This window comes from Sphingomonas lenta (assembly GCF_002288825.1).
Taxonomy (GTDB): domain Bacteria; phylum Pseudomonadota; class Alphaproteobacteria; order Sphingomonadales; family Sphingomonadaceae; genus Sphingomonas; species Sphingomonas lenta.
The window spans coordinates 269,315-289,866 of sequence record NZ_NSLI01000002.1 but is presented as its reverse complement, the minus strand read 5'-3'; the positions used below and the strand labels follow the sequence as shown (position 1 = coordinate 289,866).

The following is a 20,552-nucleotide window of genomic DNA, read 5'->3' as shown; positions in this document are numbered from 1 at the left end:
CGCGCGCGCTTGCGCCCACCGTCCGCAACCGCGAAGTGCCCCGGCATGACCGACAACAGCACCGCCCGCGCCGGGCTCCTCTACGGCGTGGGCGCATACCTGATCTGGGGCTCGCTGCCCCTCTATTTCAAACTGCTCGCGCATGTGCCTGCGTCGCAGGTGCTGGCGCAGCGCGTGCTCTGGTCGGTGCTGCTGCTGCTCGTCACGGTGGTGGCGCTGAAGCGATTACCCGCGATCCGCGCGGCGGCGACCCCGCGCGTGCTCCTACTGCTCAGCGCGAGCGCGTTCCTGATCGCGGTGAACTGGCTCGTCTATATCTGGGCGGTCGCGAACGCGCATGTGCTGGAGGCGAGCCTCGGCTATTTCATCAACCCGCTCATCAACGTCGCGCTCGGCATGGTGGTGCTGCGCGAGCGGGTGTCGCCCGTGCAGGGCGCGGCCGTCGCGCTCGCCGCTTTGGGCGTGCTGGCGATGGCGGTGAGCGGGGGCGGCGCGCTGTGGATATCGCTGACGCTGGCGCTCAGCTTCGGCACATACGGCCTCCTCCGCAAGGTGGTCGCGATCGACGCGCTGGGCGGGCTGTTCATCGAGACGCTGATCCTCGCCCCGTTCGCCGTCGCCATGCTGCTCTACGCCGGATGGGCGGGCGAGGGCGCATTCGGGCGCGACACGGGCACCGACCTGCTGCTCGTCGCGTCGGGCGTGGTCACCGCGCTCCCGCTGTTGCTGTTCGCGTCGGCGGCGCGGCGGCTGCCCTACGCCACGGTCGGGTTGCTCCAGTACATGGCGCCGAGCATGGCGTTCCTGCAGGCGGTGCTGCTGTTCGGCGAGCCGCTGCGGCCCGTGCACCTCGTCACCTTCGGCCTGATCTGGGCCGGGTGCGGGCTTTATGCCTGGGATAGCGTGCGCGGGGCGCGGCGGGCGAAGCGGACGCCCGTGCCGGTCGAAGCCTAGACGATCTCGAACAGCCCCGCCGCTCCCATGCCGCCGGCGGTGCACATGCTGACCACCACCCATCGTACCCCGCGCTTCCGGCCCTCGATCAGCGCGTGGCCGACCAGGCGCGAGCCCGTCATGCCGAACGGATGGCCGATCGCGATCGCGCCGCCGTTGACGTTGTAGCGTTCCGGGTCGATGCCGAGGTGATCGCGGCAGTAAAGACACTGCGACGCGAACGCCTCGTTCAGCTCCCACAGGCCGATGTCCTGGACGGAGAGCCCCGCGCGGTCGAGCAGCTTGGGGATGGCGAAGACGGGGCCGATACCCATCTCGTCAGGCTCGCAGCCGGCGGACTGGAAGCCGCGGTAAAGCCCAAGGATCTCCTTGCCCTCGGCCTCCGCGGTCGCGCGATCCATCAGCAACTGGCACGACGCGCCATCGGAGAGCTGGCTGGCGTTGCCGGCAGTGACGTTCGATCCCGGCCCGGTAAACTCCCCGCCGGCCCATACCGTCTTGAGGCCGCGCAACGCCTCGACCGTAGTGCCGGGCCGGATGCCCTCGTCCTGCGCGAGCGTGACCGTCTCGGTCCCGGTGCGGTTGCCTTCCTTGTCGAACAGCGCCTTCTCGACGGTGATCGGCACAATCTCCTCCGCGAACGCACCCTTGGCGAGGCCCGCCGTGGCGCGCTGCTGCGACTGCGCGCCGTACGCGTCCTGCGCCTCGCGGCTGATGCCGTAGCGCTCGGCGACGATCTCCGCGGTCTCGATCATCGGGATGTAGGCGGCGGGCACGTTCTGCGTGACCGACTTGTTGACGTGGCGCGGCGCGTCCTTGGTGACGGTGAAGCTGATCGACTCCATGCCGCCCGCCAGCGCCACGTCGATCTCGTCGCACATGATCGACCGCGCCGCGAGCGCCACCGCGGTCAGGCCCGAGCCGCACTTACGATCGAGCGTGAACGCCGGGACCGAGCGCGGCAGGTCGGCCGCGAACGTCGCCATGCGGCCCGCGTTGCCGCCCTGCGTGCCCCACTGGTTGCCCACGCCCCAGAACACCTCGTCGATGCGCGTCGGGTCGACGTCCGCGCGCTCCACGGCCGCGTTCATCACGTGCGCGGCGAGCACGGGGGCCTCGGTGGCGTTGAACGCGCCGCGATATGCCTTGCCTATGCCGGTCCGGGCGGTGGAGACGATGGCGGCTTCGCGCATATGCTTGGTCCCTAGTTAGTGCGCTCCACCTCTAATCCGTTCGCCCTGAGCTTGTCGAAGGGCTGTTCTTCTCGACACGGACGTAAGAAGGACGGTGCTTCGACAAGCTTAGCACGAACGGAGGGGAAGTGAGCGTCACTACTACACGCGAGGGCCACGTCGCCGTCGTTACCTTCGCCCGCCCGCCGCACAATTTCGCCGACCTTGCACTCATTGAGGCGATCGGTGCGGCCTTCGACGCGTGCGATGCCGACCGCGAGGTGCGCGCGATCCTGCTGCGCTCGGAAGGCCGCATCTTCTGCGCGGGTGCGGACCTCGCCAACGACAACCCCGTCGCGGACGGCGTCAAGCCGGAGCGCAACCCGTTCTACGTCGCGGCCGCCAAGCTGTTCGGCGTCAAAAAGCCGGTGGTCGCCGCCGTCCAGGGCTCTGCGGTGGGGGCGGGACTCGGGCTGTCGCTCGTCGCCGACTTCCGCGTGGCGTCGCCGGAAGCGCGGTTCGTGGCGAACTTCGTCCAGCTCGGCTTCCATCCCGGCTTCGGCATCTCGGCGGTGCTGGAGCGCGTCGTCGGGCGGCAGCGGGCGCTGATGATGCTGCTCACCGGGCGGCGGGTGAAGGGCGACGAGGCGTATGATTGGGGCTTGGCCGACCGGCTCGCCGCATCCGACATGCTCGATACGGCGGCGATGGCGTTGGCGCAGGAGATCGCGGCGGGCGCGCCGCTCGCGGTGCAGTCGACGCGGGCGACGCTGCGGGGTGATCTCCGCGCGCTCGTCGAGCGGCAAACCGATCATGAGCTGGCCGAGCAGGCGTGGCTGCAGAAGACACGCGACTTCGCGGAGGGGGTAAGAGCGGTGGCCGAGCGGCGGCCGGGGCGGTTTACGGGAGAATAGGGTATCGCCGCGGCAAAGCCGCGTCGTCGGCCAACACGCGCGGATCAGGCCCGCGCGGTTGCCGGCCGAAGGAGCTCGTTCTCTGCGCTAGGCTTCGCCTACCGCATGAGGACGAGCTCCTCCGCCATGGTCGGATGCAGCGCCACCGTCGCGTCGAAATCCGCCTTGGTCAGCTTCGCCTTCACCGCGATCGCCGCCGCCTGCAGGATCTCCGGCGCGTCCGGCCCGATCATGTGTAGTCCCACGATCCGCTCCGAGTCGCCGTCGCAGATCATCTTGTAGAGCGCCCGCTCGTTGCGGCCGGCGAGCACGTTCTTCATCGGGCGGAAGTCGCTGGTGTAGACCTTCACCTGCCCCAGCGTGTTCTTGGCCTCGCCCTCCGTCATGCCGACGGCGGCGATGGGCGGGTGGCTGAACACCGCGGAGGGGACGAAGGTGTAGTCGACCCGATGCGGCTTGTTGCCGAATACCGTGTCGGCAAATGCCTGGCCCTCGCGGATCGCGATGGGGGTGAGCTGGATGCGGTTGGTGACGTCGCCGATCGCGTACACGCTGTCGCAGGTCGAGCGATTGTCGGCGTCCACCTTGACCGCGCCGTTCGCGTCGAGCTCGACGCCCGCACTCTCCAAGCCCAGCCCACGCGTGTTGGGCGCGCGGCCGGTGGCGAACATGACGAGGTCGACCGTGATCGGATCGTGGTTCGTCATGTGCACGGTCAGGTGTCCGCCCTCTTCGCGATCGATCCGCTGGAAGGTGGCGTTGAAGCGGAAGTCGATGCCCTTGGCGGTGGAGATGTTGACTAGGCGGTCCCGTATCTGTGCATCGTAACCGCGCAGGATCACGTCCGAGCGGTTCATGAGCGTGACCTTGGCGCCGAACTCGTTGAAGATGCCGGCGAACTCGTTGGCGATGTAACCGGCGCCCGCGATCAGCACGCGCTTGGGAATGCTCTCGAGGTGAAACGCCTCGTTCGACGTGATGCCGTGCTCGTTACCGGGGAAGTCGGGGATCACGGGATGCGCGCCCACCGCGACCAGGATCACGCGCGCGGTGATCTCGCGCCCGCCGGCGGTCCGCACTGAATGCGGGCCGGTGACGGTGACGCGCTCGCGGATGATCTCTACGCCGTAGTTGGTAAGCGTCGTCTCGTACGCCGTGTTCAGCCGGTCCACGTCGGCTAGCACGTTGTCGCGCAGCGTCGGCCAGTCGAAGTCGCAGTCGGGCACGTTCCAGCCGAACCGGCGCGCGTCCTTCAGGTCCTCAGCGAAATGCGCGCCGTAGATCAGCAGCTTCTTGGGCACGCAGCCGCGGATGACGCAGGTGCCGCCGACGCGATGCTCCTCGGCGACCGCCACCTTGGCCCCGTGCGCCGCGGCGACCCGCGACGCCCGCACGCCGCCCGAGCCCGCGCCGATGGTGAGCAGGTCGTAGTCGTACTGGTCGGCCATCAGTCCAGTCCCGCCCGCCGGATCAGGTCCGCCGTTGACGCGTCGAAGTCGCCGCCTCCCTGGCCCGCGACCTTGGCCATCTCCTTGCCGAGCTCCACGCCGAACTGGTCGAAGCTGTTGATGCCGAGCATCACGCCCGACACGAACACGCGGTGCTCGTAAAAGGCGATCAGCGCGCCGAGCGTGTATGGGTCCAGCGTCTCGATCAGGATCGTGGAGGAGGGGCGGTCGCCGGAGTAGCTGCGCGCCGGGTCGTCGACCTGCTTGCCCTTCATCAGCGCCGCGCCCTGCGCGAAGGCGTTGAGGAGGAGTTGGCGGTGGTGCTCCTCGTCTAGCGTGTCGCCCCCTTCGATCACGGCGACGAACTCGACGGGAACGAGGTGCGTGCCCTGGTGGAGCAGCTGGAACACGGCGTGCTGCGCGTCGGTGCCGACGCCGCCCCAGGTGATCGGCGCGGTGGGGCGGTCGACAAGCTCACCGGAGACGGTCACGCCCTTGCCGTTCGACTCCATCTCCAGCTGCTGGAGGTAGCTCGGCAGCAGCCGCAGCCGCTCATCATAGGCGAAGGTCGCGCGCGTTTCGGCGCGGCGGACCTGCGTGTAGTAGAGGTCGGCGAAGGCGGCGAGCGCGGGTGCGTTCTCGCCGAGTGCCGCGTCGCGGAAATGCCGATCCATCGCCGCCGCGCCGTCGAGCAACTCCTGAAACGCGTCCCAGCCGAGCTTAATTGCGGCCGGGAAGCCGATCGACGACCAGAGCGAATAGCGACCGCCCACACCCTCGCTGAACGGCAGCACGCGCGTCTCGTCCACGCCCCACTCCACCGCCTTGTCGGGGCTGGCGGTCAGCGCCACGACGCGACCATAGGGGTCCTCGACGCCGTGCTCGGTCATCCACGCCATCGCCGAGTTGGCGTTGAGCATCGTCTCCGTGGTGGTGAACGTCTTGCTCGCCACCACGAGCAATGTCGCGTGCGGGTCGAAGCGGGCGAACACCTCTTCGAGCGCTTGGCCGTCGACGTTGGAGACGATCGCCACGTCGTAGCGCTCGTCGGCGCGGCCCAGCGCGTCGACGAGCAGGTCGGGCCCGAGCGCCGAGCCGCCGATGCCGACGTGTAGGACATGGCGGACCGGGCCGAATGCGTCCGCCTCGATCGCGTCGATCAGCGCGCGCATGCGGGCGTGGTAGGCGGCGGCGCGCGCGACCGACTCCGCCTTGCCTTCGCCGCGCTCGGCGGTGTGTTCGACCGGGCGGTCCTCCGTCACGTTCACATGCTCGCCGTTGAACATCGCCTCGCGCCGGCCTGTCAGGTCCGCTTGGCCGGCCAGCCGCTCGAACGCGGCGATAGTGTCGGCGGTCAGGTGCGTCTTGGACCAGTCGAAATGGATGCCGGCCACGTCGAGCGACAGGCGCCCGAGCCGGTCGGGATCGTCGGCGAAGAGCTGTTCGAGGCGGGTCTGGGGCAGGGCTTCGATCGCGGACCAGTCGACCATGCGGAGCTTCTCCCTGTGTGCGGCCTTGAGCGTCCGCGCCCTAGGCCGTCCCGCCGCGAACCGCCAGCCCGCTTGACGCCGCGCCCCGATCCCGCGCACTCCCCGTTCCGATGGCCACCAAACCCAAGCGGTCCGAAGCCGCCGAGACCACGCGTTTCCTGCTGAAGCTCGCGCTGTTCGTGCTCCTTTTCCGGTCGTTCGTGCTCGCGCCCTTCTCCATTCCGTCGGAGTCGATGCTGCCGCGGCTGCTGATCGGCGACTATCTGCTCGTGACCAAGTGGAACTACGGTTATTCTCGCTGGTCGCTACCCTGGGGCCTGCCGCTCATCCCCGGTCACATCTTCGCGAACGCGCCCGAGCGCGGCGACGTGGCGGTGTTCCGCTCGCATCCCGTCACCGACCACGACGTCATCAAGCGCGTGATCGGCCTGCCCGGCGACACGGTCCAGATGCGCGGCGGCCAGCTGTTCCTGAACGGCCGCGCCATCCCCAAGCAGCGCGTCGCCGACTTCACGCTGCCGGTCTCGCCCAACTACGCGTGCGAGACGCAGTATCAGGACGTCACGGAGGAGGGCCGCGTCTGCCGCTATGCGCGCTTCCGCGAGACGCTGCCGGGCGGGCGGAGCTACTACGTCCTCGACCAGGCGAGCATCCCGGAGGCGGACGACACGGGCGTGTTCCGCGTGCCCGCGGGCCATATGTTCATGATGGGCGACAACCGCGACCGGAGCGGCGACAGCCGCTTCGCGCCGCCGGTCGGCTTTTACTTCGTGCCGATGCGCAATCTGGAGGGGAGGGCGCTCGTCACCTTCTTCTCCACCGACGGATCGGCCGAGTGGCTGAAGCCCTGGACGTGGTTCTCCGCCGCTCGCTGGGACCGGATCGGGGAGACGTTTTGAGCGACCTCGCCCAATGGCTGACGGGCGTGTTCGGCCGCCCGCCGCAGGACCTCGCCCGCTTCACGCGCGCGCTGACGCATTCGAGCCACGGCGGCGACGATTACGAACGCCTCGAGTTCCTGGGCGACCGCGTGCTGGGCCTCAGCATGGCGGAATGGCTGTACGAGCTCTTCCCCGAGGACCCGGAAGGCAATCTCTCCAAGCGCTTCAACGCGCTCGTCGCCGGCCCAGTCTGCGCGGAGGTGGCGCGGGGCTTGGGCGCGCGCGAGCACCTGATCCTGGGCCGCCAGGCGCGCGACGACGGCGCGGACGACAGCGACAACGTGCTGGGCGACGTCATGGAGTCGCTGCTCGGCGCTTTCTACCTAGAGGCCGGGCTGGACGAGGCGCGCGCCTTCGTCCGCCGCGCCTGGGCGGACCGGGTGCACCGGAACGACAAGGCGCCGCAGCACCCCAAGTCGCAGCTTCAGGAATGGGCCGCGGCGAACAACCGTGCGCAGCCGGAGTACAGCGTCACCGACCGCTCCGGCCCCCAGCACGCGCCGCGCTTCACCGTGTCGGTCCGGATCGGCAAGCAGCTGGAGGCGAGCGCGTCGGGTGCCAGCAAGCAGGAGGCGGAGACCGAGGCGGCCAAGGCGATGCTGGAGCGGTTGCGCGAGGAGTTCCCGGCGAAGCGGAAGAAGGGCCGGGGTGACGGGGGAAGGGTGAGCGCCTAGGTAGCGCCCGATGAACCCCGAAGAACAACGCTGCGGTCTCGTCGCCGTGGTCGGCGCGCCCAACGCCGGCAAATCCACGCTGGTGAACGCGCTCGTCGGCCAGAAGGTCGCGATCGTCTCCCCCAAGGCGCAGACGACGCGCACGCGGCTGCTCGGCGTCGCGATCGAGGGCGACGCGCAGATCCTGCTCGTCGACACGCCCGGCATCTTCGAACCGCGCCGCCGCCTCGACCGCGCCATGGTCGCCGCCGCCTGGGAGGGCGCGGAGGGCGCCGACATCATCGCGTTGGTGGTCGACGGCAAGGGCGGGGTCGGCCCCAAGGTCACCGCTGTCGCCGAGCGGATCGCTAACCGGCCCGAGCCCAAGCACCTCGTCCTCAACAAGGTCGACATCGCCGACAAGGCGAAGCTGCTGGCTCATGCCGAGCGGCTGAACGCGATCACCCCCTTCGCCGAGACCTGGTTCATCAGCGCACAGACGGGCGACGGGTTGCCGGAGTTCAAGAGTGCGCTGGCGAACGCGATGCCACCTGGGCCCTGGCATTATCCCGAGGGTCAGGTCAGCGACGCCACCGAGCGCGCGCTCGCCGCCGAGGTCACGCGCGAGCAGCTCTACCTCCAGCTCCACGCCGAGCTCCCCTACGCGAGCGCGGTCGAGACGGAGGCATTCAAGGAGCGTCCCGATGGCTCGGTCGAGATCCACCAGCAGATCATGGTCGAGCGCCCCACCCAGCGCGCGATCGTGCTGGGCAAGGGCGGGCAGCAGATCAAGCAGATCGGCGCCAAGGCGCGGGCGGAGCTGACGCAGCTGCTCGACCGGCCGGTGCACCTGTACCTGCACGTTAAGGTGCGGCCGGGCTGGGACGAGGACCGCGACGTGTATCGGGATATTGGTTTGGACTGGGTGGAGTAAAATCCTCCCCCGCTTACAGCGGGGGAGGGGGACCGCGCCGCTTGCGGCGTGGTGGAGGGGGTGCAGGGCGCTGCCGCATCCCGTTGCTCCCCCTCCACCAGCTACGCTGGTCCCCCTCCCCCGCTGTAAGCGGGGGAGGAGTTTAGGACCTCCTCCACCCACGCCGGCACCAGCGTTCCCGCCGGCCCGAGCCGCGTCTCGTCGAACCACGCGCTCCCGGCCGAGCGTTCCAGGTTGAGCTCCAGCGTCCGCGCGCCGTGATAGGCTGCGGTCTGGACGAAGCCCGCCGCCGGATAGACCGCGCCCGACGTGCCGATCGACACGAACAGCTGTGCGTCCGCGAGCGCGCGTTCGATGCGGTCCATATGCTCGGGCATCTCGCCGAAAAACACGATGTCGGGCCGGAGCGCCGGCTCGCCGCAGCCGGGGCAGACGGTGCCGGCGGGCATCGCGCCCGGCCAGCGGTGCTTCGCGCCGCACGACGCGCAGAGCGCCGACAGCAGCTCGCCGTGCATGTGCACCAGCCGCGTGAGTCCTGCGCGCTCGTGCAGGTCGTCGACGTTCTGCGTCACGACCAGTAGCTCGCCCGGCCATTCCCGGTCCAGCCTGGCGAGCGCGAGGTGCGCCGCGTTCGGCTCCACGGTGCCGAGCTTCTCGCGGCGCAGATCGTAGAAGCGGTGCACCAGCTCTGGGTTGCGCCGGAGCGCCTGCGGGGTGGCGACATCCTCGACGCGGTGCCCCTCCCACAGCCCGTCGGGGCCGCGGAAGGTGGCGACGCCGCTCTCGGCGGAAATGCCGGCACCGGTGAGTACGACGATGTTGTTGATCGGCATGGCCCGCACAACGCGGGCCGGGGCGTCAGCGCTCCACCACGTCCCGCTTCATCGGCGCGAGCTTCGCGAGCAGGCGGTTCTGCGCGAAGAAGGGCACGCCCTCCTCGTTCATCTCCGCCTGCAGATTCTCGACCAGCGCGCCCATGTCGGCGGTCTGCAGGCCCATGTCCTTGTGTGAATCCTTCATCGTCCGGCCGGAGTAGGCGCAACCGCCGCCGAGCAGGTGGCAGAACTGCTCTTTCAGCACGCGGCGCAGGCGCACCATGTCGTGACCCTTGAACGTGTCGCTGATCCGCGGGTCGACGAGGCTGCGCTCGACCAGGCCGTCGACGATCCGATCGACACCCTCGCGGCCGTGAAAGGCGCGCCACATGCCGTCGCTCTCGAAGGGCTTGGCCCCCGCGTTGGCGTTCGACTGCGCGTAGGGCGCGATGGGCTCCTCCGCGGCGGCGACCGCGACGGGCGTCGTCTGAAGCAGGGCGAGGGCGATCAGCAGCATATGGGAGTCCTCAGAAGCCGGCCTGGAGCTGGACGAACAGGCCGCGCTGGTTCTTAACGGTGGCGATGTCGCCGAGGTCGGCGTACGCCGCGGTGAGCGTGACGTGGCGGTGCACGCTCCACGCCGCGAAGACATCGTAGGCATCGTCCTCCTGCGCAAAGCTCAACCGGTCGGGCTTGGTGCGGAACTCGCCGCCCACCGCCAGCTTGCGCGTCAGCAGCACCGCCGCCGAACCTTCGAACTGTGCGGTGTGGTCGTCGCCCTTGTCGCCGCCATGGCCGAGTAGGCCGAGCTGGTTCGCCTCCGTCAGGCGCACCGTGCCGCTGACGAGCAAGCTCTGCGCCAGGAAGAGCTTGGTGGCGGAGACGTAGTAATCGGTACCCTGGTCGTCCGCGCCGCCCACCGCCGCGATCACCGCGCCGCGGTTGGCGCGCTTGTGTTGCACGCCGATAGAGACTTGCGGAAGCACGCGGTCTTGATCCCACACCGCGTCGCCGAACAGCTTCACCTTGGCCCCGAACACGTCCTGCTGAAAGGTGAAGCCGCGGCCCAAACCCAGCGCTGCGCCGAGCCCGCGCGTGTCGAAGCTCTGCCGCGTGTAGGAGAGCTCCACCCGGTCGAACAGGCCGACCGCGCCGCCATAGGCCTCCAGGTCGAAGTCGGGCAGAGCCACATGGCTGGCGTGCGCGGTAGCGCCGACGCCGCGCTCGGTCTCGTTGCCCGCGATCACCGCCCAGGTGGCGATGCCGCCGCCGGCCGCGCCCTCGACCGTCGTGATCCCGTCGGTCAGCACCAGCTTGCCGTCGCCGCGCCAGTCGCTCGCGGCGGCGGGGGAGGCGACCAGGGCGGCCAGCATGATCAGGAAGATGCGCATTCGACGCCTTGTGCACCCGTCATGGTGAAGGCCGCGTAAACCCGGCATTTACCCGGTTTCAAAGCGCGACTGATAACCGGCGGACATGCTCCCGCGTCTGCTCCTGCCCATCGCCTGCGTCGCCGCACCGGCGACCGCCTCGCCCGTCGCGATCGCCGTGCAAGGGCTCAACGGCGCACCGCTCGCCGGCGCGGTCGTCACGCTCGAGGTGCCGGGCCGCGCCGCGCCCGCCGCACGCGGGACGTATCAGGTCGAGCAGCGCGACATCCGGTTCCAGCCGCACGTCACCATCGTGCCCGTCGGCGCGACCGTCGCCTTTCCCAACCGCGACAAGGTGCGCCACCACGTCTACTCCTTCTCCAAGTCGAAAAAGTTCGAGCTGAAGCTCTACGGCCGCGAGGAGGCGCGCTCCGTCACCTTCGACAAGTCGGGCCCGGTCGCGCTCGGCTGCAACATCCACGACGCCATGCAGGGCTTCGTCTTCGTGGCGGCGACGCCCTGGGCGGCGCAAGCCGACGCCGCCGGCCGCGTCCGCTGGGCCGACGTGCCCGCGGGCCGTGCGACGCTCAAGGTGTGGCATCCGACGATCCGCGCACCCGGCAACACGCTGTCGCAGGCGGTCGCGGTCGGGGCGCAGGGCCTCCAGACGACGCTGACGCTGCGTCGTTGATACGCCGGCCCCGCCTCCGTTTCCGTTCGCTCCGGACCAAGCTCGGCGTCCTCTACGCCGGGCTGTTCGCGCTCGCGCTCCTGGCGATCGCGGGGGTGGTGCAGGTGGTGGTCGAGGCGACCGCGCACCGGCATACGACGGCCGAGCTCGCCACCAGCGGGGCGATCTTCGACCGGTTATGGGCCGACCGCGAGCGTTCGCTCGCCGAGTCGGCGCAAATCTTGGCGAGCGACTTCGGCTTCCGGTCGGCGGTGGCGAGCGGGGATCGCGACACTATCGCCTCCGCCCTCGCGTCGCTGAAGACGCGCGCGCATGTTCAGGCCGCCATGGTGGTCGACCTGGACGGCGCGGTGGTCGGAGCGGACGGCCCGCTCGCCGCCGTCGCCGCGGAACTGCCGTTCGCGCTGGCGCCCGGTCGGCGCGACGCCGTGTCGGTCGCCGACGGGCGCGCATATCGCTTCGTGGTCTCTCCGATCCTCGCCCCCACCGAGATCGGCTGGGTGGTGTTCGCGCTTCGACTGGACGGCGCGGAGATGCGCGCCCTGGAGCGCCTATCGGCCATCCCGCTAACCGCGACCGTGCTCCATCGCCGGAATGGACGCTGGGCGGCGATCGGCGGCGAGATCCCGCCCGACGCGTCGGTGGACGCGCTGGTCGCGCGCGCGGCGTCCGATCGCAGGCCGGCCACCCTGTCGCTGCGCGACGGACGCGCGCTCGCCGTCGCCAAGCCGCTCGCCGGTCCGTCCGGCTCGGCGGAGGCGGCGGTGCTGATCCGCTACCCGCTCCGCCTGGCGCTGGCGCAGTTCCGCCCGCTCCAGATCGGCATCGGCTTCGCCGGCGTGGCGGGGCTGGTCCTGGTGCTGCTCGGCAGCGGGCGGCTCGCGCTGGGGCTGACGCGCCCGATCGCCGCGCTCGACCGCGCCGCCCGCGAGCTGGGGGAGGGCGCCCGCACCGAGCTGGCGGTGGAGGGCGAGGACGAAATCGCGCGGCTGGCCGAGAGCTTCAACCGCATGTCGGCGGGCATCGTCGAGCGCGAGCGCCGCATCGCGCACATGACGTTCCACGATGCGCTCACCGGCCTGCCCAACCGCGCCGCGCTGCGGCAGGCGGTCGAACAGGCGGTCGCCCGCGCGCTGCGGGCGGGGGAACGGGCGGCGCTGCTCTGCATCGACCTGGACGGCCTGCAGGGCGTCAACGACACGCTGGGCCACCCGGCGGGCGACGAGATGCTGCGCCGGATCGCCGCGTCGCTCGCGGAGCTCGCGCCCGACGGTACGGTGGCGCGGATCGGCGGCGACGAGTTCGCGATCCTCCTATCGGGCGCGGTCAGCCCCGACCGCCCGCGCCAGCTCGCCCAGGCGGTGCTCGACCGGCTCCGGGAGCCGATCCGCGTCGAGGGTCAGCTTGTGACCACGGGCGTCGGCATCGGCGTCGCGGTCGCGCCGGGGGACGGCGGCGACGCGGACGAGCTGCTCAAGAACGCGGACCTCGCACTACACCGCGCCAACGCCGACGGGCGGAGCGCCTTCCGCTTCTTCGAGCCCGCGCTCGACGCCGCGGCGCGCGCCCGGCGCGAGCTGGAGCTCGACCTGCGCGCCGCGCTGGCGGACGGGCAGTTCTCGCTCGACTACCAACCCATCGTCGACCTCGGCTCCGACCGGATCGGCGGCTTCGAAGCGCTGCTGCGCTGGCGGCACCCCGTGCGGGGACTCGTGTCGCCCGCCGAGTTCGTGCCGGTGGCCGAGGAGACTGGGCTCATCGTCGCCATCGGCGAGTGGGTCATGCACGAGGCCTGCCGCGCGGCCGCGTCCTGGCCCGCGCCGGTGCGCGTCGCGGTGAACGTATCCGCGCTCCAGTTCCGCCACGGCGGTCTCGCGGCCACCATCACCCAGGCGCTCGCCGGGAGCGGCCTCGACCCGCGCCGGCTGGAGGTGGAGATCACCGAATCGGTGTTCCTCGACGGCGACGGCCCGGTGGCGAAGCTACTCCACTCGCTCCGCGCGCTAGGCGTGCGCGTCGCGCTGGACGATTTCGGCACGGGCTTCTCTTCGTTGAGCTACCTGCGCGCTTTCCCGTTCGACAAGATCAAGATCGACCGGAGCTTCGTCATCGCCGTCGCCCGGGACGACGGCGCCGCCGCCATCGTCAACGCGATCGTTGCGCTGGCGTTGGCGCTGGGCATGGACACCACCGCGGAAGGGGTGGAGGAGGTGGCGCAGCTCAATACGCTCCGTGCGCAGGGCTGCGGCAGCATCCAGGGCTATCTATTCAGCCGACCCGTGGGCGGCGACCAGGTCGAAGCGCTGCTCGGGCGCAGGCTGGCGCGCGCGGCCTGACGGTTCAGTCGAACAGCTCCGGCCGCCTGATGCGAAGCGCCTGGAGCAGCATGAACGTTTTCGCGTCGACCAACTCGGCCTCCGCGGCGCGCCACAGCTCGGCGAGCGGGACCTCGCGCGCCTCGACCCGCTCATCCTCCTCCGCCAAGCCGCCGCCCAGCGCCACGCGGTCGGCGGGCGAATAGGCGGCGAGGAACAGGTGCACGCGCTCGGTCGTGGAGGACGGTGTCATCCAAATCCGGGCGACCGGCTCCAGGTCGCGAAGCTCCAGTCCCGCCTCCTCCAGCGCCTCGCGCCGGGCCGTGCCGACGAAGTCCCGGTCCTCCGCCACCCCGGCGACCACCTCGTCCAACGGCGCGGCGCCGACGCGCAGGACCGCCGCCCGCGTCTCGCGGACGACCATCGCCACCCAGCGGTCGGGATCATAGGCGAGCACCGCAGCGCCCGACGGATGCTCGACGAGCAGCCGGTCGACCTCCCTCCCGCCCAGCGCCATGCGGAGCCGCAGGACGTCGAACCAGCCCTGGATCAGCCGCTCCGACGAGAGGAGCCGGTCGCTCACGCCGCCTTGATGAACGCCTCGACCTCGACCTGCGCCCGGTCGTCGGTCATCTGGGTGCGCGGGTGCTTGCAGAAATAAGCGGAGGCCGCGTCCACCGGCCCCTTCAGCCCGCGGTCGCGCGCCAGCTTGGCGCAGCGGATCATGTCGATCGCGACGCCCGCCGAATTGGGGCTGTCCTCGACCGACAGCCTGAGCTCCAGGTTCATCGGCACGCCGCCGAACAGCTGCCCCTCCATCCGCAGGAAGCAGACCTTGTTGTCGTTCTGCCAAGGAACGTAGTCGGACGGGCCGATATGCACGTTCTCGTCGGCAAGCCGCTCGGCCGCGACCGACTGCACCGCTTCCGTCTTGCTGATCTTCTTCGACTTGAGCCGGCGGTGGTTCGACATGTTGAGGAAGTCGGTGTTGCCGCCCGTGTTGAGCTGGTACGTCCGATCCAGCTTCACGCCGCGCTTGGCGAATAGGTCGGTCAGGACGCGGTGCACGATGGTCGCGCCCAGCTGCGCCTTGATGTCGTCGCCGATCACCGGCACGCCCGCCGCCTCGAACCGCGCGGCCCAGTCCGGGTTCGACGCGATGAACACGGGGATGTTGTTCACGAACGCGACCCCCGCCTCCAACGCGCACTCCGCGTAGAACTCGGTCGCTTCCTGCGAGCCGACGGGCAGGTAGTTCATCAGCACATCGGCGCGCGTACGGCGGAGCTCGGCGACGACCTCGTCCTTGGTCGGCTCCGGATCGCCCGCGAGCAGGAAGGTGCGCTCGTCGGGATGCTCGGCCATGTGCTCGGCGAAGCCGTCCAGCACCTTGCCCATGCGCACGATCGTGCCCGTCGCGGTCACGGTGGGGCAGAAGACGGCGGTGCAGTTGGGCTTGGCGAAGATCGCCTCCGCCACGTCCAGCCCGACCTTGCGGCGGTCGATGTCCCAGGCCGCGACGACCTGGATGTCGGACGGGCGATACCCGCCCATGTCCCAGTGCATCAGCCCCGTCTGATCGTTCGAGCCCTCGCGATAATGCTCGAGCCCCTGGACGAGCGAGCTCGCGCAGTTGCCGATGCCGACCACGGCGACCCGGATGCTTGTCATCAGCCTGTCTGATCCTCTGAGGACGCGCCGGTCGGGCGCGGGGGAAGGGAGGCCCGCTGCCACGCGGTCGGGGCGAAGGCAACCGGCCTCGTCACTTTCCTTCCGGTCCGCCGACCGCGCGCCTCGTCCGGGAAGGAATCGGTCATGATCCCGAAACAGTGCGCGGGAAATCCTCTCGCCACAAGGGCCTATGCCGTCCCGCTTTCTCGGCCGGCCGCGCGGCGCTAGGCTCCGGACTTCACCGGAGGACCCTCATGCTCGCCACCTTGATCGCGCTCGCCGCCGCGCAGGCGCAACCCGCTTGCCCCGTCACGCCCGCACCGCTCCCGGCCGAGCTGGCGGGGTGGCGCTCCGGCGAAGCGGCCATCGCCGGTGCCGAGGTGAAGGAGGCGGAGGTGCTGACGCTCGGTCGGGGGGCGCGCGCCGCGCTGCATCCATCGGCGCATGTCGCGTTCCCGGTCAGACCGGCCAAGCCCGGTCCGGGCGCGCACGGCGGCCTGCTCGCCTTCGACGCGGCGCGCGCGGGCCGCTACCGGGTCGCGCTGGAGACGCCCGGTTGGATCGAGGTGGTGCGCGACGGCCGCGCGGTCCCGTCCGTCTCGCACGCGCATGGTCCCGCCTGCTCCGGCGTCCGCAAGATGGTCGACTTCGACCTGGAGCCCGGTCGCCACCTCCTGGAGATCGCGGGCGCGCCGAACGCATCCGTGACGGTGCTCGTCACGTATCTGCCCTGAGCGGAAGAGGAACGTCTCAATCTCGCACGCTGGTTGAGCCGCGCTGATTTCGCTACCTTTTTTGCTGCAAACGCTATCACGTTACCGTGTCGGCCACGCGCGATAAACTTTCACATCCGTTCCTGATGCAACGAGTTCTCTTTTCGGTTGTTACACCCTCGGCACGGGTCGATCGCGTTTGGATGCTCCGCGCCGCACGGGAGAAGCAATGATGCGCCGAAGTGCCTTGTCGAGCCGCCTGGAACGCTACCTTCAGCTGACGGAGGACGAACGCGACGCGCTCGACTGGGCCGAACGGCGCGAGGTGCGCGTGCCCGCGGGCATGGTCCTCATGGAGCAGGGCGGCGGCGTCGATACGCTGTTCGTCGTGCAGCAGGGCTGGCTCCACTCGTCCACCAACCTCAAGTCGGGCGGGCGGCAGATCCTGCGCTTCCACTATCCCGGCGACCTGATCGGCACCTCGTCGATTGCCTGGGCGCAGGCCGCGAACACGCTGACGGCCGTGTCCGACTGCATCGTGTCCGAGCTGAGCAAGGTCAATCTCGGCCGCATCTTCAAAGCGCAGCCCCGGCTCGCCGGCCTGCTCTACGCCATGGCGGCCGCGGAAAACGTCGCGATGGCCGACCGGCTCGCCTCCATCGGCCGCACGGACGCGATCGAGCGGTTGGCGACGTTGCTCCTCGATATCCTGGCGCGCCTGCGCGTGACGGCGGGCGGCGTGATCGAGAGCTTCGACCTGCCGCTCACGCAAAAGGACATCGGCGACGCCGTCGGCCTCACCAAGGTCCACGTCAACCGTACGCTGGGCGAGATGGAGCGGCGCGGCATGATCGAGCGCAGCGGCCGGCGCATCCGCATCGTCAACGAGGCGGAGCTGATCGCCTTCACCGGCTTCGTCGACCGCTATGCCACCGTCGCGACGGACTGGTTGCCGCAGCCGACCGCGTTGGCCGCTTGATGCAGGTCAGCCCGGAACGGCTGTCTCAGGTAACCTGGATCACCAAAAACATAGAATCCCTTCGGCGAACGCCGAGCGGGGGCAACCAGGGTAGGCGTCCGTCTGTTCCGCAGGCGGTTCAACAAGGGGTCTTGAACAATGTCTGAACGGTTGGGCGTCGCGGTGATCGGCATGGGCGGCGCGGTCGCCACCACCGCCGCCGCGGGCATCGAGATGATCCGGTCGGGATCGAACACGCTCGCCGGGCTGCCGCTCGCCGACCGGCAGGTGTCGGGCATGGCGGCGTATCGCGACGTATATTTCGACGGCTGGGACCTGAGCGGCGACGATCTGGGCACCGCCGCGATGCGCCACGGCGTGATCGGCGAGAAGGAACTGACCAACGGCGCGTCGCCGCTGAACGACATGAAGCCCTGGCCGGCGGTGGGCTCCACCGACTTCTGCGCCAACATCGACGGCGCGAACAAGATCGCCGCGCCCGGCCATCGCGCCGCGGTCGAGCGCATCCAGGCCGACCTCCAACGCTTCAAGGCCGACCGCCAGCTCGACCGCGTCGTCGTGCTCAACCTCGCCTCCACCGAGCGCAAGGCGGACCTCGCCGCCGACGCGCTCCAATCGGTCGACGCGTTCGAGCGCGGGCTCGACCGTGACGACCCGGCGATCAGCCCGGCCATGCTCTACGCCTATGCCGCGATCGACGCGGGCGCGCCCTACGGCAATTTCGCGCCGTCGGTCGCCGCCGACGTGAAGCCGCTCGCCGACCTGGCGCGCGACCGCAACGTTCCCGTCGCGGGCAAGGACGGCAAGACCGGCCAGACTCTGATGAAGACGGTGATCGCCCCGGCGCTCCGCGACCGCGCGCTCCATGTCGACGGCTGGTTCTCGACCAACATCCTCGGCAATTCGGACGGCCTCGCGCTGGACGATCCCAAGTCGCTCGCCAGCAAGGTCGGCACCAAGAAGAGCGTGCTCGACTCCATCCTCGGCTATCATGTCGAGGATCACATCATCATGATCCACTATTACCGCCCGCGCGGCGACGACAAGGAAGCGTGGGACAATATCGACCTCACCGGCTTTCTCGGCCAGAAGATGCAGCTCAAGCTCAACTTCCTGTGCAAGGACTCGGTGCTCGCCGCCCCGCTCGCGATCGAGATCGCGCGATGCCTGGGGCTGGCACAGGCGCGAGGCGAGGGCGGCGTGCAGGAGCAGATGGGCATCTTCTTCAAATCGCCCCAGACGACCGGCGGCGGCGAGCCGGTGCACGACTTCTTCGAGCAGCAGATCATTCTGGACCGGTGGTTGGGGGATAAGTGAGCGGGTCAGGGGTGGGGTACACGCAGTTCCTCCCCTGCAAGGGGAGGGGGACCGCTCGCATAGCGAGTGGTGGAGGGGTATCCCCGTTCGACAGGATGGTTCACCGCTCGCAACGCGCGACACCCCTCCGTCACGCTTCGCGCGCCACCTCCCCTTACAGGGGAGGATTCCCGACGTGAACCTCACCCCCGCCATCCTCCCCCTCTTCCGCGAACTCGGCGACCTCAAGCGCATCCGCTCCGCCGACCGCGAGGGCTCGACCGCCGAGCGCCTGTTTCGCGACGGCTGGGCGGCCCTGGCCGCGGGCGAGCCCGGATCGCAAGTCATGGCGCGCACCGTCGCCGCCGCGCTCGCCGCTTTGCGGCTGGGCGACCTCAATCTCGCCAAGCTCCGCGCGCTCGGGCTCGGCGAGCAGGCGGTCGCCGTCCTCGAACGCGCGTTCGACGAGGTCGCCGACCAGCTCGCCTCCGATCTCGCCGCGTGTCTGCGCCCAGCACTGGCGCGAGGCGCGCCCGAGCCCGGCCCCGTGCCGCCCTTCGTCGACAAGCTCGCCCGCCAGCCCCGCGCCGGCGTGACCTGTCCCGGCCGCCCCCGCATTATGCTTCAACCGCCGGAGAACCACGCCGAGCACTGCCTGATGGTCGCCGTCTACGCCGTGATCGCCTCGCCCATCCACGGCGCGGACCCCACCCCCGTGTTTGTCGCGAGCATGGCGCACCACCTCCACAACGCCGCCATGCCCGACTCCGGCTTCTCAGGCGAGGTGCTGCTCGGCGATGCTCTCGACGGCGTAATCGAACACGCGCGCGAAGAGGCGCTGGCCGAACTTTCCGAGCCGCTCCGCGAGCAGGTCCGCGCCGCGCTCGCCCCCATCGCCGGCGACGCCGCGCCTGAGGCGCGTGCGTTCCACGTCGGCGACGTGCTCGACCGCGTGCTGGAGATCGAGCAGCACCTTCGGGCCGCGACCGTGACGATGGACGACGTGCTCGGCACCTACGGCCTCGTGCACGACGGCCCGGTCAAAGGCTTCCACGACCGCATCCTGGCGGACACGGGGCTGGCGTGATCCCGCTCCGCTCCCCCACCTCGGGCCAGCCGCTCCGCGCCGACACGCCGCACTCGCTCGCCGACGGCTGGGGAGGGCGCTGGCCCGTGGTCGACGGCATCCCGTTCCTGCGCGTTGAGCAGGAGGGCCTGGTCGCCGTCGCGCTCGACCATCTCGACCGCGGCGACCCCGACGAGGCGCTCGTCGCGCTCCTCACCAACCAGGACGATTGGTGGACCGGCCCCGCCACCAACCTGGACGAGCTCCGCCGCCTCGTCCGCGAGCGCGACACGCTCAGCTTGCGCGAGGCGATGGCGCTGCTCCGCTTAGGCCCGGTCGCCGACTATTTCGCCTATCGCTGGAGCGACCCGACCTACCTCGCCGGGCTTGCGCTCCTGGAGGCGCACTGGAACGAGCCTAGGACCGCGTTCGAGCTCGCCTGCGGCATCGGCCACTATCTGCGCGAGTTCACCCGTCGCGGCGTCAAGTGCCTCGGCGCGGACGTGGTGTTCGCCAAATGCTGGCTCGCCAAGCACTGGGTCGCGCCGGACGCCGACTACATCGTGTTCGACGCTGCGGCGACCTGGCCTATCGGCGATGCGAAATTCGACCTCGTCCAGTGCCACGACGCCTTCTACTTCATGCCGCGCCAGGAGTTCGTCCTCGAGCGGCTGCGCGCGGCGGTCGCGCCTACCGGCTTGCTGGCGGTCAGCCACATCCACAACAGCAGGTACGAAGGCGGCGCGAAGGGGCCCGCGCGACCCGCCGACGAATGGGCCGCGCTCTTCTCGCACGCGAGGGTCTACAACGAACGCGCGCTGCTCGCCGCTCTGGTCCGGGCGGACTCGCCCGCGCCCGCGGGCTGGGCCGACGACCCCGCGGTGGAGGCCTGGTCGCTCGTCGAGGGCGGCGGGCCCGCGCGTGTGGTCGAGGGCGGGATCGCCGTCCCGCCCGCCGACGCGGAACTCCGCACCAACCCGCTGCTCGGCCCCGACGGCCCGCGCTGGCCCTCCGATCGCTACCGCGACGAATATGCCGACGGTTGCGCCTGGACCGACGACGAAGGCGACCCCGCCCGCACCCGCCGCCTCGTGGACTTGCCGGAGCGGTGGTGATGGAGACGACCATCC

The 20,552-nt window shown here is 70.2% G+C and carries 20 protein-coding genes; 12 read left to right on the top strand and 8 right to left on the bottom strand.

The genetic code is table 11. From position 1 onward, the window contains the following. Nucleotides 1-45: 45 nt before the first annotated feature. Nucleotides 46-954 (top strand): EamA family transporter RarD, encoded by a 909-nt coding sequence (rarD, locus tag CKY28_RS04605; protein ID WP_095997171.1) that lies wholly within the window; start codon nucleotides 46-48, stop codon nucleotides 952-954. On the opposite strand, the gene CKY28_RS04600 is transcribed toward rarD, so the two are convergent. Next, the gene (locus tag CKY28_RS04600; RefSeq protein WP_095997170.1) at nucleotides 951-2,147 is read right to left on the bottom strand and encodes an acetyl-CoA C-acyltransferase; all 1,197 of its coding nucleotides are present in this window, start codon (nucleotides 2,145-2,147) and stop codon (nucleotides 951-953) included. The genes rarD and CKY28_RS04600 overlap by 4 nt on opposite strands. A 128-nt stretch (nucleotides 2,148-2,275) precedes the next feature. Here CKY28_RS04600 and CKY28_RS04595 point away from each other — a divergent pair, with 128 nt between their 5' ends. Further along, the gene (locus CKY28_RS04595) at nucleotides 2,276-3,040 is read left to right on the top strand and encodes an enoyl-CoA hydratase/isomerase family protein (protein WP_095997169.1); all 765 of its coding nucleotides are present in this window, start codon (nucleotides 2,276-2,278) and stop codon (nucleotides 3,038-3,040) included. Nucleotides 3,041-3,138: 98 nt separating this feature from the next. On the opposite strand, the gene gorA is transcribed toward CKY28_RS04595, so the two are convergent. Both gorA and pgi read right to left on the bottom strand, forming a co-directional pair. Then, nucleotides 3,139-4,488: a glutathione-disulfide reductase gene (gene gorA / locus CKY28_RS04590; RefSeq protein WP_095997168.1), complete on the bottom strand. Its 1,350-nt coding sequence runs from the start codon at nucleotides 4,486-4,488 to the stop codon at nucleotides 3,139-3,141. Then, complete coding sequence (gene pgi / locus CKY28_RS04585) at nucleotides 4,488-5,978, bottom strand: glucose-6-phosphate isomerase (protein ID WP_095997167.1); 1,491 nt, start codon at nucleotides 5,976-5,978, stop codon at nucleotides 4,488-4,490. Before pgi ends, gorA begins: the two co-directional genes overlap by 1 nt. A 110-nt stretch (nucleotides 5,979-6,088) precedes the next feature. Between pgi and lepB the strand changes: the two genes are divergently transcribed. From lepB to era, 3 genes are read left to right on the top strand one after another with little or no spacing between them, the layout of a single operon-like run. Continuing rightward, nucleotides 6,089-6,877, top strand: coding sequence for a signal peptidase I (gene lepB / locus CKY28_RS04580; RefSeq protein ID WP_095997166.1), 789 nt, complete (start codon nucleotides 6,089-6,091; stop codon nucleotides 6,875-6,877). Next, entirely contained in the window at nucleotides 6,874-7,593 is a 720-nt protein-coding gene (gene rnc / locus CKY28_RS04575) for a ribonuclease III (RefSeq protein ID WP_245841598.1), read from the top strand. Before lepB ends, rnc begins: the two co-directional genes overlap by 4 nt. Nucleotides 7,594-7,603: 10 nt before the next feature. Beyond that, a complete protein-coding gene (gene era / locus CKY28_RS04570) occupies nucleotides 7,604-8,506 on the top strand; it encodes a GTPase Era (protein WP_095997164.1) in 903 nt (300 codons plus the stop codon). Between the two features lie 101 nt (nucleotides 8,507-8,607). On the opposite strand, the gene CKY28_RS04565 is transcribed toward era, so the two are convergent. From CKY28_RS04565 to CKY28_RS04555, 3 genes are read right to left on the bottom strand one after another with little or no spacing between them, the layout of a single operon-like run. Next, nucleotides 8,608-9,339, bottom strand: a complete 732-nt coding sequence (locus CKY28_RS04565; protein WP_095997163.1) for an NAD-dependent deacylase — start codon at nucleotides 9,337-9,339, stop codon at nucleotides 8,608-8,610. Between the two features lie 25 nt (nucleotides 9,340-9,364). Further along, the gene (locus CKY28_RS04560) at nucleotides 9,365-9,838 is read right to left on the bottom strand and encodes a group I truncated hemoglobin (RefSeq protein WP_095997162.1); all 474 of its coding nucleotides are present in this window, start codon (nucleotides 9,836-9,838) and stop codon (nucleotides 9,365-9,367) included. A 10-nt stretch (nucleotides 9,839-9,848) separates the two neighbouring features. Next, complete coding sequence (locus CKY28_RS04555) at nucleotides 9,849-10,712, bottom strand: DUF3034 family protein (protein ID WP_095997161.1); 864 nt, start codon at nucleotides 10,710-10,712, stop codon at nucleotides 9,849-9,851. 85 nt (nucleotides 10,713-10,797) lie between these two features. Here CKY28_RS04555 and CKY28_RS04550 point away from each other — a divergent pair, with 85 nt between their 5' ends. Together CKY28_RS04550 and CKY28_RS04545 are read left to right on the top strand one after the other, a co-directional pair. Continuing rightward, nucleotides 10,798-11,382, top strand: coding sequence for a methylamine utilization protein (locus CKY28_RS04550; protein ID WP_095997160.1), 585 nt, complete (start codon nucleotides 10,798-10,800; stop codon nucleotides 11,380-11,382). Beyond that, on the top strand, nucleotides 11,379-13,718 hold the full coding sequence (locus CKY28_RS04545; protein ID WP_245841596.1) for a putative bifunctional diguanylate cyclase/phosphodiesterase: 2,340 nt from the start codon (nucleotides 11,379-11,381) through the stop codon (nucleotides 13,716-13,718). The genes CKY28_RS04550 and CKY28_RS04545 overlap by 4 nt, the downstream gene beginning before the upstream one ends. A 4-nt stretch (nucleotides 13,719-13,722) precedes the next feature. Here the strand turns inward: CKY28_RS04545 and CKY28_RS04540 are convergent, their stop codons facing one another. Both CKY28_RS04540 and CKY28_RS04535 read right to left on the bottom strand, forming a co-directional pair. Continuing rightward, a complete protein-coding gene (locus CKY28_RS04540; RefSeq protein ID WP_095997159.1) occupies nucleotides 13,723-14,280 on the bottom strand; it encodes an NUDIX domain-containing protein in 558 nt (185 codons plus the stop codon). Further along, nucleotides 14,277-15,368, bottom strand: a complete 1,092-nt coding sequence (locus tag CKY28_RS04535) for an inositol-3-phosphate synthase (RefSeq protein WP_095997158.1) — start codon at nucleotides 15,366-15,368, stop codon at nucleotides 14,277-14,279. The genes CKY28_RS04540 and CKY28_RS04535 overlap by 4 nt, the downstream gene beginning before the upstream one ends. Before the next feature lie 254 nt (nucleotides 15,369-15,622). On the opposite strand from CKY28_RS04535, the gene CKY28_RS04530 reads away from it, so the two are divergent. The 5 genes from CKY28_RS04530 to CKY28_RS04510 all read left to right on the top strand — a co-directional run bounded on the left by CKY28_RS04530 (nucleotide 15,623) and on the right by CKY28_RS04510 (nucleotide 20,537). Next, complete coding sequence (locus tag CKY28_RS04530) at nucleotides 15,623-16,102, top strand: homogentisate 1,2-dioxygenase (RefSeq protein ID WP_095997157.1); 480 nt, start codon at nucleotides 15,623-15,625, stop codon at nucleotides 16,100-16,102. Nucleotides 16,103-16,310: 208 nt separating this feature from the next. Then, nucleotides 16,311-17,060 (top strand): Crp/Fnr family transcriptional regulator, encoded by a 750-nt coding sequence (locus CKY28_RS04525; RefSeq protein WP_095997156.1) that lies wholly within the window; start codon nucleotides 16,311-16,313, stop codon nucleotides 17,058-17,060. A 138-nt stretch (nucleotides 17,061-17,198) separates the two neighbouring features. Beyond that, nucleotides 17,199-18,377, top strand: coding sequence for an inositol-3-phosphate synthase (locus CKY28_RS04520; protein ID WP_176472951.1), 1,179 nt, complete (start codon nucleotides 17,199-17,201; stop codon nucleotides 18,375-18,377). Nucleotides 18,378-18,552: 175 nt separating this feature from the next. Then, a complete protein-coding gene (locus tag CKY28_RS04515; RefSeq protein WP_095997155.1) occupies nucleotides 18,553-19,443 on the top strand; it encodes an HD domain-containing protein in 891 nt (296 codons plus the stop codon). Continuing rightward, on the top strand, nucleotides 19,440-20,537 hold the full coding sequence (locus CKY28_RS04510) for a class I SAM-dependent methyltransferase (RefSeq protein WP_095997154.1): 1,098 nt from the start codon (nucleotides 19,440-19,442) through the stop codon (nucleotides 20,535-20,537). Before CKY28_RS04515 ends, CKY28_RS04510 begins: the two co-directional genes overlap by 4 nt. The last annotated feature ends 15 nt before the right edge of the window (nucleotides 20,538-20,552 follow it).